The 16,566-nt window shown below is 66.6% G+C and carries 17 protein-coding genes; 8 read left to right on the top strand and 9 right to left on the bottom strand.

The features are described 5' to 3' along the window. Window positions 1–375 precede the first annotated feature (375 nt). From JHD77_RS25550 to JHD77_RS25540, 3 genes are all read left to right on the top strand, one after another. Entirely contained in the window at window positions 376–1,293 is a 918-nt protein-coding gene (locus tag JHD77_RS25550) for a TIGR01777 family oxidoreductase (protein WP_003114699.1), read from the top strand. Then, window positions 1,290–2,312 (top strand): ferrochelatase, encoded by a 1,023-nt coding sequence (hemH, locus tag JHD77_RS25545; RefSeq protein ID WP_003099324.1) that lies wholly within the window; start codon window positions 1,290–1,292, stop codon window positions 2,310–2,312. Before JHD77_RS25550 ends, hemH begins: the two co-directional genes overlap by 4 nt. 279 nt (window positions 2,313–2,591) lie before the next feature. After that, a complete protein-coding gene (locus tag JHD77_RS25540; RefSeq protein WP_003099328.1) occupies window positions 2,592–3,965 on the top strand; it encodes a spinster family MFS transporter in 1,374 nt (457 codons plus the stop codon). 1 nt (window position 3,966) lies between these two features. Here JHD77_RS25540 and JHD77_RS25535 read toward each other — a convergent pair whose 3' ends face one another. From JHD77_RS25535 to upp, 8 genes are all read right to left on the bottom strand, one after another. After that, on the bottom strand, window positions 3,967–4,914 hold the full coding sequence (locus JHD77_RS25535; RefSeq protein WP_003099330.1) for a Csu type fimbrial protein: 948 nt from the start codon (window positions 4,912–4,914) through the stop codon (window positions 3,967–3,969). Further along, window positions 4,911–7,283: a fimbria/pilus outer membrane usher protein gene (locus JHD77_RS25530; protein ID WP_031756240.1), complete on the bottom strand. Its 2,373-nt coding sequence runs from the start codon at window positions 7,281–7,283 to the stop codon at window positions 4,911–4,913. Before JHD77_RS25530 ends, JHD77_RS25535 begins: the two co-directional genes overlap by 4 nt. Window positions 7,284–7,299: 16 nt before the next feature. Then, a complete protein-coding gene (locus JHD77_RS25525; RefSeq protein WP_023097003.1) occupies window positions 7,300–8,088 on the bottom strand; it encodes a fimbrial biogenesis chaperone in 789 nt (262 codons plus the stop codon). 18 nt (window positions 8,089–8,106) lie between these two features. Beyond that, the gene (locus tag JHD77_RS25520; RefSeq protein WP_003099337.1) at window positions 8,107–8,649 is read right to left on the bottom strand and encodes a Csu type fimbrial protein; all 543 of its coding nucleotides are present in this window, start codon (window positions 8,647–8,649) and stop codon (window positions 8,107–8,109) included. After that, the gene (locus JHD77_RS25515) at window positions 8,649–9,182 is read right to left on the bottom strand and encodes a Csu type fimbrial protein (protein WP_003146046.1); all 534 of its coding nucleotides are present in this window, start codon (window positions 9,180–9,182) and stop codon (window positions 8,649–8,651) included. The genes JHD77_RS25520 and JHD77_RS25515 overlap by 1 nt, the downstream gene beginning before the upstream one ends. A gap of 30 nt (window positions 9,183–9,212) precedes the next feature. Then, window positions 9,213–9,761, bottom strand: a complete 549-nt coding sequence (locus JHD77_RS25510) for a Csu type fimbrial protein (protein WP_003099340.1) — start codon at window positions 9,759–9,761, stop codon at window positions 9,213–9,215. 333 nt (window positions 9,762–10,094) lie between these two features. Further along, window positions 10,095–11,378 (bottom strand): uracil-xanthine permease family protein, encoded by a 1,284-nt coding sequence (locus JHD77_RS25505; protein ID WP_031756243.1) that lies wholly within the window; start codon window positions 11,376–11,378, stop codon window positions 10,095–10,097. Between the two features lie 2 nt (window positions 11,379–11,380). Continuing rightward, on the bottom strand, window positions 11,381–12,019 hold the full coding sequence (gene upp / locus JHD77_RS25500) for a uracil phosphoribosyltransferase (RefSeq protein WP_003094968.1): 639 nt from the start codon (window positions 12,017–12,019) through the stop codon (window positions 11,381–11,383). A gap of 167 nt (window positions 12,020–12,186) precedes the next feature. Here upp and JHD77_RS25495 point away from each other — a divergent pair, with 167 nt between their 5' ends. The 5 genes from JHD77_RS25495 to JHD77_RS25475 all read left to right on the top strand — a co-directional run bounded on the left by JHD77_RS25495 (window position 12,187) and on the right by JHD77_RS25475 (window position 14,827). Continuing rightward, complete coding sequence (locus JHD77_RS25495) at window positions 12,187–12,744, top strand: hypoxanthine-guanine phosphoribosyltransferase (RefSeq protein WP_003099341.1); 558 nt, start codon at window positions 12,187–12,189, stop codon at window positions 12,742–12,744. 1 nt (window position 12,745) lies between these two features. Then, the gene (locus JHD77_RS25490; protein WP_003099342.1) at window positions 12,746–13,219 is read left to right on the top strand and encodes a WbuC family cupin fold metalloprotein; all 474 of its coding nucleotides are present in this window, start codon (window positions 12,746–12,748) and stop codon (window positions 13,217–13,219) included. 67 nt (window positions 13,220–13,286) lie between these two features. Further along, window positions 13,287–13,772, top strand: a complete 486-nt coding sequence (locus JHD77_RS25485) for a hypothetical protein (RefSeq protein ID WP_003094962.1) — start codon at window positions 13,287–13,289, stop codon at window positions 13,770–13,772. Window positions 13,773–13,854: 82 nt separating this feature from the next. Continuing rightward, window positions 13,855–14,145 (top strand): PA4642 family protein, encoded by a 291-nt coding sequence (locus JHD77_RS25480; protein WP_003099343.1) that lies wholly within the window; start codon window positions 13,855–13,857, stop codon window positions 14,143–14,145. 268 nt (window positions 14,146–14,413) lie between these two features. Beyond that, window positions 14,414–14,827, top strand: coding sequence for a VOC family protein (locus tag JHD77_RS25475; RefSeq protein WP_003094957.1), 414 nt, complete (start codon window positions 14,414–14,416; stop codon window positions 14,825–14,827). A 49-nt stretch (window positions 14,828–14,876) separates the two neighbouring features. Here the strand turns inward: JHD77_RS25475 and mqo are convergent, their stop codons facing one another. Then, a complete protein-coding gene (mqo, locus tag JHD77_RS25470) occupies window positions 14,877–16,400 on the bottom strand; it encodes a malate dehydrogenase (quinone) (protein WP_003099345.1) in 1,524 nt (507 codons plus the stop codon). Between the last annotated feature and the right edge of the window lie 166 nt (window positions 16,401–16,566).

Below are 16,566 nucleotides of genomic sequence, written 5' to 3'. Positions count from 1 at the left end.
ATCAGGTTTCTTGTACAAGCTTGATTTAATGTACAGTATTGCGCGTGCTTCGAGGCGCACCTTGCATCGCGCCGATGGCGCGCCTGCGGCGCACGGCTCGCTTCCTGGCCTGTCGAACCTTCAGACGTTCCGTTCGGAAGTATCAACCGAGTTATCTGAAGAATAGACGGCTGGCGCCGTTCACTAAGGCACCAGTGCGATGCAAGCCCTGTTCCTTGGCTGAGTCGAAAACGACGCCAGGGTTCCCCGGCCGGAGCCGACGGATCTTCCATCCACAGGATAACGCTGGAATGGGGGGAGGATGCACGGTCATCGGGCAGATCGATGTCCAGGGTCCAGACTGAAAGGGCACGCAGGCAAAACGAGGAGACAGCCATGCACATTCTCTTGACCGGCGGTACCGGCCTGATGGGGCGCCGCCTGTGCGCCCGCTGGCGACAGGCCGGGCACCGGCTGACCGTGTTCAGCCGGCGGCCGCAGCAGGTGGAATCGCTGTGCGGCGTCGGCGTGCGCGGCATCGATCGTTTCGACGAGTACGGCGACCAGCCGCTCGACGCGGTGGTCAACCTGGCCGGCGAGCCGATCGCGGACAAACCCTGGAGTCACAAGCGCAAGGCGCTGCTGTGGGAAAGCCGGGTACGCCTTACCGAGCGCCTGGTGGAATGGCTGGACGCTCGCGAGCAGCGCCCGGACCTTCTGTTATCGGGTTCTGCGGTGGGTTGGTATGGCGACAGCGGCGAGCGCCCGGTGACCGAGGAGGGGGCGGCGGCCGGCGAGGATTTCGCCAGCGAGCTATGCCTCGCCTGGGAGCAGATCGCCCGCGAGGCGGAGAAGCTCGGCACCCGTGTCGTGCTGTTGCGCACCGGCCTGGTGCTGGCCCCCGAGGGCGGCTTCCTCGGGCGCCTGTTGCCGCTCTACCGGCTCGGCCTGGGCGGACCGCTGGGTGACGGCCGGCAATGGATGCCGTGGATTCATATCGAGGATCAAATCGAGCTGATCGATTTTCTTTTGCGGCGGCCCGATGCCAGCGGTCCCTATAATGCGTGCGCTCCCAACCCGGTGCGCAACCGCGATTTCGCCAAGGCCCTGGGCCGGGCGCTGCACAAGCCGGCGCGGATACCGACCCCCGGGTTCGTCCTGCGCCTCGGGCTGGGAGAAATGTCCGGATTGCTGCTCGGCGGCCAGCGAGCCTTGCCGCAACGCTTGCAGGACGCCGGCTACCGTTTTCAATTCACCGACCTGGACGTGGCGCTGGCCGATGTCCTGGACGCCCGACGAAAGGATCAGGCATGACCGAGAATGCCCTGCTGTTGCTCAACCTGGGCTCCCCGGATTCGACCCGGGTGGAGGATGTCCGCCGCTATCTCGACCAGTTCCTCATGGATCCCTACGTGGTCGACCTGCCCTGGCCGCTGCGGCGCCTGCTGGTGTCGCTGATCCTGATCAAGCGTCCGGCCGAATCGGCGCACGCCTACAGCTCGATCTGGTGGGACGAAGGGTCGCCACTGATCGTCCTCAGTCGTCGCCTGCAGGAGGCGATGAAGCCGCACTGGCCGCATGGGCCGGTGGAACTGGCGATGCGCTACGGCCAGCCGGCCATCGAGAAGGTCCTGCTCGACCTGGCGCGCCGTGGTATCCGGCGGGTGACCCTGGCGCCGCTGTATCCGCAGTTCGCCGACAGCACCACGACCACCGCCGAACAGGAGGTGCGCCGGGTGATCGCCGCCCATCGCCTGGGCCTGGAGGTCAGCACGCTGCCGCCGTTCTACGACCAGCCGGTCTACCTCGATGCCCTGGTGGAAAGCGTGCGTCCGTACCTGCAGCAGCCCCACGACCATCTGTTGCTGAGCTTCCATGGCTTGCCCGAGCGGCACATCCGCAAGCTGGTGAAGGATCCTGCCCACGACCTGCTGGCCGAGAACAGCCGCAACGTCAGCCCCGAAGCCCTCGCCCTCTGCTACCGCAGCCAGTGCCTGCGCACCGCCGAGGCCTTCGCCGAGCGCGCCGGCCTGGAGCAGGGGCGCTGGTCGGTGTCGTTCCAGTCGCGCCTGGGGCGCGCCAAGTGGATCGAGCCCTATACCGACGCCAAGCTCGACGAACTGGTGCAGCGCGGGGTGAAGCGCCTGCTGGTGATGTGTCCGGCGTTCGTTGCCGACTGCATCGAGACCCTGGAGGAAATCGGCATGCGCGGCCGCGAGCAGTTCATCAGTGCCGGCGGCGAGGACCTGGTGCTGATTCCCTGCCTCAACGACCACCCCGCCTGGGTCGGCGCCCTGGCCGAGATGAGCGGGCGCTTGGCCAGGCCGCTCTGAGAGCCTGTTCATGATCCGCTGCGCGGCGCGGTATGACGGCTTTGAAGTGCTCATTTGCCGCTCGTCAGCTCCGCTTCCCCGCCCAGCTCGCGAGATGCTGGACAGGCTCTGAGCGCATGCGGCGGCGAATGACCTGGCGGTCATTCGCCGGAACCCGCTTCCCGCATTCAGCAGTTCTATAGTCCCTTGCCCTGGGTATAAGCCCGGATGTTGCCGGCTTATCCTGCCTGTCGACCCTCCCTTCGCATCCGCCGCTTCGGCGGCGTCCAGGAGTTCGGCATGCATAACAACAATAACGGCTATCCCTCCAACCTTGCGGCCTGGACCACGGTGGCGATCCTCATGGTCGCCTATGTGCTGTCCTTCATCGACCGGCAGATCCTCAACCTGCTGGTCGGCCCGATCCGCCGCGACCTGGCCATCAGCGATACGGAAATGAGCCTGCTGATGGGCTTGTCCTTCGCCCTGTTCTACACCCTTTGCGGTATCCCGCTCGGACGCATGGCCGACAACCGCAGCCGGCGCGGCCTGATCCTGTTCGGCGTGCTGGTGTGGAGCGCGATGACCGCGGCCTGCGGTCTGGCGCGCAGCTATTGGCAATTCCTCACCTTCCGGGTCGGCGTCGGGGTCGGCGAGGCGGCGCTGTCGCCAGCGGCCTATTCGCTGATCGCCGACAGCTTCCCGCGCGAGCGTCGGGCGACGGCGATCAGCGTCTACTCGATGGGCATCTACCTGGGCTCGGGGCTGGCCTTCCTGCTCGGCGGGCTGGTGATCAAGTTTGCCTCGGCCCAGGGCGACGTGCATCTGCCGCTGTTCGGCGAGGTGCGCCCGTGGCAACTGATCTTCCTCATCCTCGGCGCCGCCGGCGTGCTCTTCTGCCTGTTGCTGCTGGCGATCCGCGAGCCGGCCCGGCGCGGAGTCGGCGCAGGCGTGGCGGTGCCGCTGGGCGAGGTCGGCGCCTACCTGCGGGCCAACCGCAAGACCGTGCTCTGCCACAACTTCGGTTTCGCCTGCCTGTCCTTCGCCGGCTACGGCAGCGGCGCCTGGGTGCCGACCTTCTTCGTCCGCACCCACGGCTGGGACGCCGGTCATGTCGGGGTGGTCTACGGCAGCATCGTCGCGGTGTTCGGCTGTCTCGGCATCGTCTTCGGCGGGCGCCTGGCCGACTACTGGGCGAAGCGCGGGCGTAGCGACGCGAACATGCGCGTCGGGCTGCTCGCCGCCTGGGCGGTGATTCCCTTCACCCTGGTCTATCCGCTGCTGGACAACGCCAATTGGGCGGCGGCGCTGATGGCGCCGACGGTGTTCTTCCTGAGCATGCCGTTCGGCGTGGCCCCGGCGGCGATCCAGGAGATCATGCCCAACTCGATGCGCGGCCAGGCCTCGGCGATCTACCTGTTCGTGGTCACCCTGTTCGGTCTCGGCGTGGGCCCGACGGCGGTGGCGCTGGTCACCGATTTCGTCTTCGCCGACGACATGGCGCTGCGCTACTCGCTGCTGCTGGTGACCCTGGCCGCGGTGCTCGGTGCGGTGGTCCTGCTGGGGATCGGCCTCAAGCCCTATCGCGCCAGCCTGGAGCACCTGAAGGACTGGAGCCTGCGACGGGAAGGCGAGGGCGGCGAGGATTGGAAGGCGTCCCGGCAGCCGGCCTGACTCAGTAGGTGAGGATCACCCGCACGGTATCGCTGTAGGTACCGGCGGGGACGTTGCCCTGGGCCGGGTTGACGATGGCCCGGTACGGCACGTTCTGCGCGGCGCCGCTACCGGTGCCTGCCTGGGTGTTGCTGGTGGTCCAGACCGTCGAGTCTCCCGGTTTGTAGAGGTTGTACTGGATCGCGTTGGCGCCGCTGAGCATTCGCCGCCAGCCGCCGCTGAAGTTGTTGCCGTTGTCGAAGCCGATGGTATAGGTGGCGTTCAGGGTGCAGCGCACGCCAATGTTCTGGTTCACCGCGGTGAAGGCCGAGACCAGCGCGGCGCTGCCGAAGCTGAGGTCCGGAGCGCTGTCGATGAAGCAGTCCTTGAGCACCGTCAGGGTAACGTTGACGCTGCTGCTGGCGGTGCCGTCGTCGTATACGCAGACTGGGCCGATGCCCGCCGCGCACAGGTGCCAGGCCCAGTTCAGGCCGATGGTATCGGTATAGGTGCCGGCCGGCAGGGTCACCCCGGTGGCGGTGCGCAGGTACAGCGGCAGGCTGCCGTCGGTGGCGTTGAACAGGCCGAGGATGCCGAGGAAGGTGGTGCTGCTCCAGCGTACCGTCGAGCCGACGTTGTAGACGGTGCCGCAGCCGTTGTCCTTGCAGATACTGTAGGGCAGGTAGGTGCCGCTGGCGGCGTTGTACAGCCGCGGCGTGGTGCCCAGCGGATTGGCGGTGCTGGCGATGGTCGCGTCGATGGTGTTGGTGCTGAGGATCGACAACAGGCTGCCGGTGCACTTGAAGCCGGTGGTGCCGGTGATGGTCTGGGCGGTGCTGGCCACGGTGAACGAGCTCAGGCTGCCGAAATTGCCGGTGCCGGAGCTGGTGGTGCAGGCGGCGAGCAGCAACGGGCTGGCGCAGAGCGTAGCGAAGCCGAGCAGGCAGGCGGACGTGGAGTGGCGGCTCATGGCGTATCTCCGATCGGGGCCGAGCAGGTCAGCGGGCCGACCTGGCTGACGGTGGGTTTGCGCGTGTCCAGGCGGAAGCGTGCCTGGCAGGCCCGGCCGTCGGGGCGGACCACGCGTAGCTGGTTGTCGCTTTGCAATCCTTCGAAATAGACCTGGCCGTCCCAGCCGACGCTGGCGCGCTGGCCGCTGCCGGTTTCTTCGGCCTGGCTGCCCAGCGGCAGCGGTTCGCCGCGCTCGTCCACCAGGTTGATGCTGGCGGCGACTACGGCACGGATCGGGAAATCCAGCAGCAGGCCGCTGCCCTGGCGTACCGCCACGCGCTGCTCGACTTCGGGCGCGCTGACGTTGGCCGGAAGGTCCAGCGGCTCGATCTGGAACTTCGCCGGGTAGTAGGCCGCGACCCAGGGCACCAGCAGGTGGCCGTTGTCGTCGGTGCTGCCCATCAGTTGGTTCTCGTAGCGGATCGGCACCTGTGGATAACCCTTGGTGCTGACCAGGACGAAGGCGTCGTTGATCCGGTTGCTAGCGAACACGGCGTTGTCCATCCATACCAGCGAGCCGCTGAGATCGGCCCAGCGCGTGTAGTTGCCGGTCTCGCCATAGAGGCCGCCCTGCAGTTGCACGTTCTGCATGCGCCAGGTCAGGTCGGCCTGCTGGTAGCGGCTGGCGCCGCCGCCATAGCCGAGGTTCCAGCCGAGGCCGCCCTGGCTCGGTGTGGAGCGGCTCCAGATCACCCGCTCGCTGTAGCGCCGGTCGCTGTCGCGGGTGACGCCGATGTTCAGCAGGCCGTTGATGTCGAAGGGAATCACCAGTTGCATCAGCGCGCTGTAGCCGTCGCCGTCGAGATCCTTGTTCAGCGCCAGGTAGAAGCTGCTCCGGCTGCCGATCGGGCGGCTATAGGAGAGGTTGGCCAGGCGCGTGCGGCTGCCGTCGCGGGCGCGGATGTCGAAGTAGCCGGTACCGATGGTGCCCTGCTCGTCGAAGGTCAGGCTGGCGGTAGCCTGGTCGGTGCGCCGGCTCAACTGGTACTCGCCGTCCAGGGTGCCGAGGTCGCCATAGCCGGCGCTGCGCTCGATGTGTTGCAGGCTGAGGCCGAGCCGTCGCGAATAGTAGGAGTAGCCGAGCAGGTATTGCTGGCCGCTGTCGCCCTGGCCGTCGCTGCCGCTGGCCGCCAGGCTGAGGGTGCCGAAGGTGGCCACGGCGATGTCGCCGCCGATGCCGAGCAGGCGCAGGTCGCTGGCGGCCTCGGCGTGGGTGGAGAGGGTCAGGCGGTCGCTGACGCCGTAGCGGTAGATGCCGCTGGCGGCGTTGTCGGCATAGGAGAAGTTGCGCAGGCCGTAGTCGTCGCGCAGGCGCCCGACGGACAGGTCGAAATCGCTCAGGCCGCGCGCCAGCAGGGTGTTGGATACGTAGAACGGCAGACTGGTCACCACTTGTCGGCCCTGGGCGTCGGTGGTCACCACCGTGGCTTCGCCGGCTCCGTTGATGTACGGCACGTTGCTGATGGCGAAGGGACCGGGTTGCAGGTCGGCGCTGCTGGCCTTGTAGCCGTTGATGAACAGGTCGACGGTGCTGGGTACGGCGGCCTGGCCGTCGAAGCGCAGCAGCGGATAGGTGACCAGGTCCGGACGTACGCCGAAGTTGCGGGCGAAGCGAAAGCCGCCCATGCGTACCGGGGTGGTCCAGTTCAGCGCGCCGTTGACGTAGTCGCCCAGTTGGTAGCTGTGCATGTTGCGTTCGTCGTTGTACAGCCAGTAGGTGTCGTAGCGCAGGTAGCGGCTGTCGAGGTTGTCGGCGTCGCCGAAATAGCGGGTGTAGACGCCGGTGTTGGAGATCACCCCGAAGCCGTCGAACAGGCGTTGCTCGAGCAGCGCGGAAAGCCAGGGCGTGGCGCCGTCGGCGGGGTCCGAGTAGTACAGGTCGTAGTTGAACAGCGCGCCGAGGCTGCTGCGCGCCGGGGCGCGGGCGACCAGTCCGGGATCGTCGAAGCGCTGCTCCGGCAGCCAGTCCGGCGGCACTTGCAGGTGCAGTTGCTGGCTGGCGCTGTCATAGTCCGCCCGGACCTCGGGCAGGGCGTCCACCGCGACCTGTCCGGCGGGGTTGTCAGGCAGGCGCACGCCGGCTTCGCGCAGGGCCGCGGCGTCGAGCAGATAATGGCCATCGGCGGCGTTGACCGGCACCACCTGGCCGCTGTCGCGGCCGTTGATCACCAGTTCCAGGTAGTAGAGGGCGTTGCCGCCGCCGGACGGAGCGGGTTGCGGCGGCGGCAGTCCGGCCAGGTAGTCCGCCGCATGGACAGGGGAGAGCAGCGCCAGGCCGATCAGTAGCGAGCGGTGGCGGCGAGAGCGCCGCTGACACGGGCGAGGCACGGGACCGACGTCCGCCTCAGTACCCGGGAACGCTGATCGGCGCGTCGTTGTCCGCCAGTTGCAGTTTCAGGGTCATGCCGGAGTCCGGCAGCAGCCCCGGCGGCAGCGGCCAGCGCATCTGCCGGCCGGGCAGCACGTAGCCGAGAAGGCCGTCCAGCAGCGCCAGGCTGCGGCCGTTGCCCTCCCAGCGGACATGGCTGAGGCGGGCGTGCACGCTACCCTCGTTGCGCACCTGCAGGTAACGCTTGCCCTGTTCCTCGACCAGCCGCCAGGCCAGCTTCGGCCGGGTCGCGTCGGCCGGGTCGCGCTCGACATCGCTACGCGGCTGGGTCCAGACGCCGTCGGCGCTGACGAACAGCGGTACCGAATAGCGCATCTGGAACTGCAGGGCGAGACCGGGGCTTCGTTGCGTCTGCCCCGCGTCGCCGTCGGGCACTTCGTCGATCAGCACCCGGTAGGCGTCCTCCGGCGTGCTGGGCTGGCCGCCCTGGCGGATCAGCCGGACCAGTTGCCGGCGGCCCGGCTCGACCTTGACGAAGGGCGGGCTGGGAATCACTGCCTGCTGGTTGCGATAGACGTCCTGGAAATCCGCCTGGGACCAGCCGAGCACGCGCACCTGCAGGGTCACCGGTTGCTTGCCGCGATTCTCCAGCCACAGCGCGGTGGCCGGTTGGTCGGCTTCGATGGCCGGGTTGATCGGCCAGATCAGCACCGCACTGGCGGCTTGTGCCGGGCCGCCCAGGAACAGCGCCAGCAGCGCCGCAAGCCAGCGGCCGGGGCGGAGAGGTAGGTGTGGACTGGGCATGTGATCCTCCATGACGGCTCAGAACGAAAGGGTGACGGTGACGGTATCGCGGTAGTTGCCGGCGGACGGCAGGCTGCCGACCGCGAACAGGCGCGCGTATACCGTGTAGGTCTGGGTGCTGGCGGGAAAGTTGGCGATGGTCCGCGCGAGTGCCCCGTTGCCCCAGACCTGGGAGTAGGCGGCATCCTGGTAGAGCTGGTAGGCGAGGGTCTCGTTACCGCTCACCCGCTTCAGGTAGCGCTGGCTGCTGCTGCCGCCATTGACCCCGTAGTCGAGGGCGACGGAGACGGTCATTCCCGGAGTGCAGGTCAGGACGATGGAGCCGGCCCCGGAGCTGCTGGCGACGTTAACCGGACTGGCCAGGTTGCCGAGGGTGCCGAAGCTCAGGGTGCCGAGGTCATAGGCGTTGTTGCTGATGGCGGTGCCGAAGGCGCAGCCGTTGGCGACCACCGCCTGGACCTGGAAGGCGCGGCTGATCGGCGATGGATCGGCATGCGCGACCAGGTTCGGCAGCGGGAGCAGGAGAAGCGACAGGAATAGACGCCGGCTGGACATCGGCATCACCAACTGATGGTCACGTTGACGGTGTCGCGGTAGGTCCCGGCGACCGGCGTGGTCTGTGCCGGCACCAGGCCGTAGATGGGGTACCACTGGTCGTTGCCGTTGCCGGTGGCGGCAACGCCGGTGGTGTTGTCCCAGACGATGCCGCCGGGGCGGTCGCTGTACAGGTTGTAGGTCAGGGTGAGGGCGGTGTTGGCGATGTTCGCCATGCGCCGCGTGGCGACGCTGCCGTAGAGCCCGCCGTCGAGCGTGATCGCATAGGTCTGGCCGCTGACGCACCTGACCCGGATGGAGCCTGCGCCTTGCTGGCTGGTGGCGCTGATGGCGTTGTTCAGGGAGGCGTACTGGCCGAAGTCGAGGGTGCCGAAGGTGATCGCGCCGCCGCTGCCGACGCTACCTGCCTCGCAGGCCGGGAGCAGCGTGGCGCTCAGGACGATGGTGGCGGTCTGCGCGTTTGCCGGGTTGCAGCCGAGCAGGCAGAGCAGTCCTCCGGTGAAGTAGCGGTTCAGGCTCATCGGTCCCCCCAGGACCATGCTGCCCGGCGCCGCGCCTGGCGGCGCGTCTTACCAGGCGATGGTGACCAGCAGGGTGTCGGTGTAGGTCCCCGCCGTCGGCGTGGGTGTGCTTTGTCCGGTGGGCACCACGCGGCCATAGAGGGGGATGTTGACCGCGGTGCCGGTGGAGACCGAGGAGATGTCCACCGGTGTGTTGGCCTGGATCAGCGCGCTGCGCGCGGCGTCCGAATAGATGTTGTAGGCGATGGTGCTGCTGGTGGTGGTGGTGTTCTGCATGTAGCGCTGGCCGCCGCTGGCGTGCAGGCCTGCGTTCACCGTCAGGCTCGGGGTCAGGCCGGTGCTGCACTGGATCTGGATATTGCCGCTGGTGCCGACGGTCTGCGCGTCGACCACGTTGGTGAGGTCGGAATGGCTGCCGAAGTCCAGGGTTCCCCACTGGTTGATACCGCCGCTGACGCTGCCGTTGATGATGGTGCAGCCGGCACCGATGACCATCTGCACGCCGACCTGGCCGATCAGCGTACCGGCGGCCTGGGCGGTGCCCAGCAGGCTGGCGCAGGCACAGAACAACAAGACTGCCGGAATGCGTTTATTCATCTCTAACTTCCTGTCGATAACGAATGTCGGTGGCGCAGGACGATGTTGGCGGATAAATAAAGTTCCCACGACTTTAAATGATCGGCCTTATATATCCGCCAAACTCGAAGTTCATGGCTGGCGACGCGCCGGGTGCGGCGCAGAGCGGCTCGCCAGTCATGCTTGACTGGCTATATAGCAGCGCGAATAAGCCTCTGCCAGTTAGATGACGTGATTATTTGGAAAATACAGGGAAGTTTAATTACAAAGTAGTAAGCGATTGGCTACATGCTTTTGAAAATAACGTGGCGGGTGGAAAATGGACGGAACAGCGAAGTGTTCCGTCCGTTGTTTTCAGTGTGAATCCTTGTGTTGTTCGTCGAGCGCCTTGTTCTGCCAGCCGTCGTTGCCCGGCAGCAACAGGTTGAGGACGATGGCGACGATGGCGCACAGGGCGATGCCCTTCAGGCCGATGTCGTCGGGGCCGGTACCGCTGCCGATCAGCACGCCGCCGATGCCGAACACCAGGGTCACCGAGACGATCACCAGGTTGCGCGCTTCCGAGAGATCGACCTTGTGCCGGATCAGGGTGTTCATGCCGACCGAGGCGATGGTGCCGAACAGCAGGCAGAGGATGCCGCCCATCACCGGTACCGGGATGCTTTGCAGGATCGCGCCGAACTTGCCGACGAAGGCCAGGGTGATGGCGATCACCGCCGCCCAGGTCATGATCTTCGGGTTGTAGTTTTTGGTCAGCATCACTGCGCCGGTGACTTCCGCGTAGGTGGTGTTGGGCGGTCCGCCGAACAGGCCGGCAGCCGAGGTGGCCAGGCCGTCGCCGAGGAGAGTGCGGTGCAGGCCGGGCTTCTTCAGGTAGTCCTGGCCGGTGACGCCGCCCACCGCGATGACCCCGCCGATATGCTCGATGGCCGGGGCCAGGGCCACCGGGACGATGAACAGGATCGCCTGCCAGTTGAATTCCGGCGCGGTGAATTTCGGCAGTTCCAGCCAGGGTGCGGCGACGATCGCGGCGGTGTCGACCACGCCGAAGACGAACGACAGGGCGAAGCCGAGCAGCACGCCGGCGATGATCGGCACCAGGCGGAATATACCCTTGCCGAATACCGCCACCACCAGGGTGGTGAGCAGCGCCGGCATCGAGATCATCATCGCGGTGCGGTACGGCAGCAACTCGCTGCCGTCGCCGGCCTTGCCCATCGCCATGTTCGCCGCGATCGGCGCCATCGCCAGGCCGATCGAGATGATCACCGGGCCGATCACCACCGGCGGCAGCAGTTTATCGATGAAGCCGGTGCCCTTGATCTTCACCGCCAGGCCCATGAAGGTGTAGACGAAGCCGGCGGCGACTACCCCGCCCATGGTCGCGGCCAGGCCGAACTGGCCCTTGGCGAGGATGATCGGGGTGATGAAGGCGAAGCTGGAGGCGAGGAACACCGGTACCTGGCGCCCGGTCACCAATTGGAACAGCAGGGTCCCGAGGCCGGCGGTGAACAGCGCGACGTTGGGATCCAGACCGGTGATCAGCGGCATCAGCACCAGCGCGCCGAAGGCGACGAACAGCATCTGTGCGCCTGACAGCACCTGGCGCCAGAGCGGCTCCTGGAAGGCATCGCCCATGTTCAGGCTTCCTTCTGCTTGGTACCGAAGATCTTGTCGCCGGCGTCGCCCAGGCCCGGAATGATGTAGCCGTTCTCGTCGAGCTTCTCGTCGATCGAGGCGGTATAGATGATCACGTCCGGGTGGGCCTTGCGTACCGCCTCGATGCCCTCGGGGGCGGCGACCAGCACCATGGCGCGGATTTCCTTGCTGCCGGCCTTCTTCAGCAGGTCGATGGTGGCGACCATCGAGCCACCGGTGGCGAGCATCGGGTCGATGATCAGCGAGCGTCGCTCGGCGATGTCCGGCGCCAGTTTTTCCAGGTAGGTGCGTGCTTCCAGGGTCTCTTCGTTGCGGGCGACGCCGACCGCGCTGACCTTGGCGCCGGGAATCAGGCTGAGCACGCCGTCGAGCATGCCGATGCCGGCGCGCAGGATCGGCACCACGGTGATCTTCTTCCCGGAGATCTTCTCCACCGTCACCGGGCCGGCCCATCCGGGGATTTCGTACTGTTCCAGGGGCAGGTCCTTGGTCGCCTCGTAGGTCAGCAGGGCGCCGACTTCCTGGGCCAGTTCGCGGAAGTTCTTGGTGCTGATATCGGCACGGCGCATCAGGCCCAGTTTGTGGCGGATGAGGGGGTGGCGGATCTCATGTACGGGCATGGGCGACTGTCTCCAACGGGGGCGGGCAAAAAAATTGCGCTAGCGTAATGCATTCCGCACAGTCTGGACCATTATTCTGATTCGCACTCGACCGCCGGGGGTTGCCCGATGGCGACCGGATGAGTACCTTTGCCGACTTTTTCTCAGCCCAGCCAGGGAGAAGCACCATGTCCGTCGATCTCGCGCACATCCGCCAAGTCAGGGCGGAAGCCGACTGCCTGTTCAACAACGACGAGGTCGAGGCAGCCATCGGTCGCGTCGCCGAGGCGATCAACCGCGATCTCGGCGAGACCAACCCGGTGGTCTTCTGCGTGATGAACGGCGGCCTGATCTTCTCCGGCAAGCTGCTCCCGCTGCTCGACTTCCCCCTCGAACTGTCCTACCTGCATGCGACCCGTTACCGCAACGAGACCTCCGGCGGCGAACTGTTCTGGAAGGCCAAGCCGGAAATCTCCTTCATCGACCGTGATGTGCTGATCATCGACGACATCCTCGACGAAGGGCACACCCTCTCGGCGATCATCGACTTCTGCAAGCATGCCGGCGCACGCGCGGTGCACACCGCCGTACTGGTGGACAAGGAGCACGAGCGCAAGGCCCGGCCTGACCTCAAGGCCAGCTTCACCGGCCTCTACTGTGCCGACCGCTACGTGTTCGGCTACGGCATGGACTACAAGGGCTACTGGCGCAACGCCGCGGGCATCTTCGCGGTCAAGGGGCTCTGAGATGGCCGGACCGCGCTACCTCGACCAGCAATTGTTCGTCGAACTGGCGAGCGGGGCGGGTAACGCGCCGCGTGGTCGCCAGCATCACAACTTCCACCGCATGGAGGAGCCCTGCCATCGCATGGCGGTGGGCCTCCAGCCGAATACCTACATCCCGCCGCACCGGCACCTGGATGCGGGCAAGGCCGAGGCGCTGATCGTGCTCAAGGGCCGTCTCGGCCTGCTGGTCTTCGCCGAGGACGGGGAACTCCTCGACAAGCGCGAGTTGAGCGCCGCTGGGGACTGCCCCGGTGTCGACCTGCCGCCCGGGGTGTTCCATGCCCTGGTGGTGCTGGAGCCGGACAGCATCCTGTTCGAATGCAAGGCCGGGCCTTACCGCCCGCTCGGCGAAGGCGAGTTCGCCAGTTGGGCGCCTGCCGAAGGCAGCGCCGATGCGCCGGCCTACCGGGACTGGATGCGCGCCCAGTTCGCCTGAGCGCTTCGCTTCGGCGGCGGGTCGGCAGCCATGCTAGAGTGCCGGCTCGCCCTGTCCGGAGGTCCCGATGTTCGCCCGTAGCCTGTGCGGCTCCCTGCTTCTGTTCGTCAGTCTGGCCGGCCTGGCCGCCGAGAATCCCCCGATGCACGCGCGCTTCCTGCCGCCCGACGACGGCCAGTTGCGCCAGGAGGCGCCGGAGCAGCAGCAACTGATCCAGATCACCGAGTACAGCGTGGTGCTGGGCAACCAGCGGCAGTCCAACCAGCAGCCGATCCCGATCACCACGCCGACCCTGCTGCGCCTGAAGGGCAAACCGCTGAGCAAGGGCGCGACCCTGGCCCAGGTGCTGATCCAGTTCGACAGCGAAGGCAAGAGCCTGAAGAAGCCGGTCTACGATGCCGGGACCCGCACCCTCACGCTCAACTACCCGTTGGCGCAGTACCCGGCGTTGCTCGACCTGCTGCGCAACCAGACGGTCTATTGCCAGTTCCTCGCCTATCCCAACGGCCATGTCTGGGCAGACCTGCACACCGGCGCGGTACGCGCGCGTTGAGCCTCGCCGCGCGCCGGGAGTAAACTGCCTGGCCTTATCCCGCGCCGGGCGAGCCCGGCCCCAGAGCCGTTGAGAGAAAGCGATGCGCAAAGACAAGAAACAGATCATTGGCGAAGAGATCAGTGACGAGTCGATCAAGCTGTTCCTCGGCGTCGAGCCGGCCGACGACACCCCCCCCTCGCTGCACAAGCTGATCAAGGCCTATCGCGGTCTGCGCATCGACGACTTCGAGCGCTTCCTCACCTTCTTCCGCGAGGCCGGCTACGATCTCGACGCGCGCGACGCCAAGGGCAACGACTTCGTCGCCCTGGTCGCCGACCAGCGCCAGGCCGTGCCCTACATCGAAGCGCTGCAGGCGGCCAAGGGCGCCTGAGCCGGCCATGCAGCGAAAAGCCCGCCCTTCGGCGGGTTTTTTCGTTGCGCGGTCCGCCGAGTCACGCCCGTCGGAGAACGCCAGCATCCGAATGGCGGCTGGTGGTGGCAAGGGTCGATAGACGCCGCGCGGGCCCCGCCGCGGTCGCGGATCGCCAGGGCGGCGGGGAAGGGCGAATGGCCAGGACTGCGTTATTCGCTCTGCGAGAGGCTGCCTGTCGGCTGTTGCTTTTCTACACTCACAGGAAAAACAGCCTGCCGAGGTTCCCATGTACGTCCAGCCCTACGTCTGCTTCAACGGCCGTTGCGAAGAGGCCCTGCGTTTCTATGAACACGCCATCGGTGCCAGGGTGAGTTTCCTGTTCCGTTTCGACGAGGCGCCCGGTCCGGTGGTGGTGCCCGAAGGCTGGTGCGACAAGGTGATGCACGCCAACCTGCAGATCGGCGACAGCCAGATCATGGCCTCGGACGGGCACGGGCCGGCGTTGCAGCCGATCTCCGGGATTTCCCTTTCACTGAATACCCGCGACCCGCAGCAGGCGCGGCGCTGCTATGACGCCTTGCTGGAGGACGGCGGGCGGGTCGAGCTGGAGTTGGGCAAGACCTTCTGGTCGCCCTGTTTCGGTACCCTGGTGGACCGTTTCGGGGTGTCCTGGATGATCAATTGCGAGGCCGGCGCCTGACTCCACAAATGAAAAAGCCGCCCGAAGGCGGCTTGTTCCGTAGCGCGGCTCACTCGGCGTTGACCGGGGCCTGCACGTCGTTCTTCGCGGTCAGTTCCAGCACCTCGCTGCAACGGCTGCTGACGCTGCGGTACAGCTCGGCGTCGCTTTCCAGCTCTTTCTCGCGAGCCGGGAAGATTTCCTTCAGCTTGGCGCTCCACTCCGGCGAGCGGGCCTGCTCCGGGAAGCAGCGCTCGATCAGGCCGAGCATGATCGAGACGGTCACCGAGGCGCCCGGCGAGGCGCCCAGCAGGGCGGCGATGGAGCCGTCGTGGGCGGCCACCAGCTCGGTGCCGAACTGCAGGATGCCGCCTTTCTTCGGATCCTTCTTGATGATCTGCACGCGCTGGCCGGCGACTTCCAGGCGCCAGTCCTCGGCTCTGGCTTCGGGGTAGAACTTGCGCAGGGCTTCCAGGCGCTGTTCCGGCGATTGCATGACCTGGCCGATCAGGTAGCGGGTCAGGTCCATGTTGTCGCGGGCCACCGAGAGCATCGGCAGGATGTTGCCCGGGCGTACCGACAGCGGCAGGTCGAGGAACGAGCCATGGCGCAGGAACTTGGTGGAGAAACCGGCATAGGGGCCGAACAGCAGGGATTTCTTGCCGTCCACCACACGGGTGTCCAGGTGCGGCACGGACATCGGCGGCGAGCCGACCTCGGCCTGGCTGTAGACCTTGGCCTGGTGCTGCTTGACGATTTCCGGGTTGTCGCAGCGCAGCCACTGGCCGCTCACCGGGAAACCACCGAAGCCCTTGCCTTCCGGGATGCCGGAAAGTTGCAGGAGCGGCAGGGCGCCGCCGCCGGCGCCGAGGAAGACGAAGCGTGCCTGGATCTCGCGGTCGCCGCCGTTGCGGGTGTCCTTGACGGTGACCCGCCAGCCGTTATCGGCGCGGCGCAGGTGGGTGACCTTCTGGTTGTAGCGGATCTGCGCGCCCGGCTGTTGCGCCAGGTGTTGCAGGAGCTGGTTGGTCAGGGCGCCGAAGTTGACGTCGGTACCGCCCTCGACGCGGGTCGCGGCGATCGCTTCGTCGGCCGGACGACCCGGCATCATCAGCGGCATCCACTCGGCGAGGGTGGCCTTGTCCTCGGAGTAGACCATGGTCTCGAAAGCGTGGTGCTTCGTCAGCGATTCGAAGCGCTTCTTCAGGTAGGCGATGCCTTCGCTGCCGCGCACGAAGCTCAGATGCGGTACCGGGTTGATGAAGGTCTTCGGCGAGCCGAAGGTGCCCTTGGCGACCAGGTGCGACCAGAACTGCTTCGACACCTCGAACATGGTGTTGATGCCCACGGCTTTCTTGATGTCGATGCTGCCGTCGGCCGACTGCGGGGTGTAGTTCAGCTCGCACAGGCCGGCGTGGCCGGTGCCCGCGTTGTTCCACGGGTTGGAGCTTTCGATCGCGCCGGACTCCTGGAGTTCGACGACTTCCATCTTCAGGTTGGGGTCGAGTTCCTTGAGCAGGACCGCCAGGGTCGCGCTCATGATGCCGGCGCCTACCAGCAGCATGTCGACTGTTTCGTGATCGTTTTGCGCCATTAACGCTTCTCCAAAATCTTCAGCACCAAATTGACGACAGACGGGGCGGGGCCGAGGCCGGTACGGGCCGGCAGGCAGCGGCGGAGGGAGCCGTCATGTCCGATTCTTCGCAACAACGGCGGGACGCCGGGCGTCATCGCCTATGGATGCCGGGCGCGGGGCTGGC

The sequence above is a fragment of the Pseudomonas sp. P20 genome, from assembly GCF_016463925.1.
GTDB classification, from domain to species: Bacteria; Pseudomonadota; Gammaproteobacteria; order Pseudomonadales; family Pseudomonadaceae; genus Pseudomonas; species Pseudomonas aeruginosa.
This window is presented reverse-complemented; position numbering and strand designations above follow the sequence as displayed.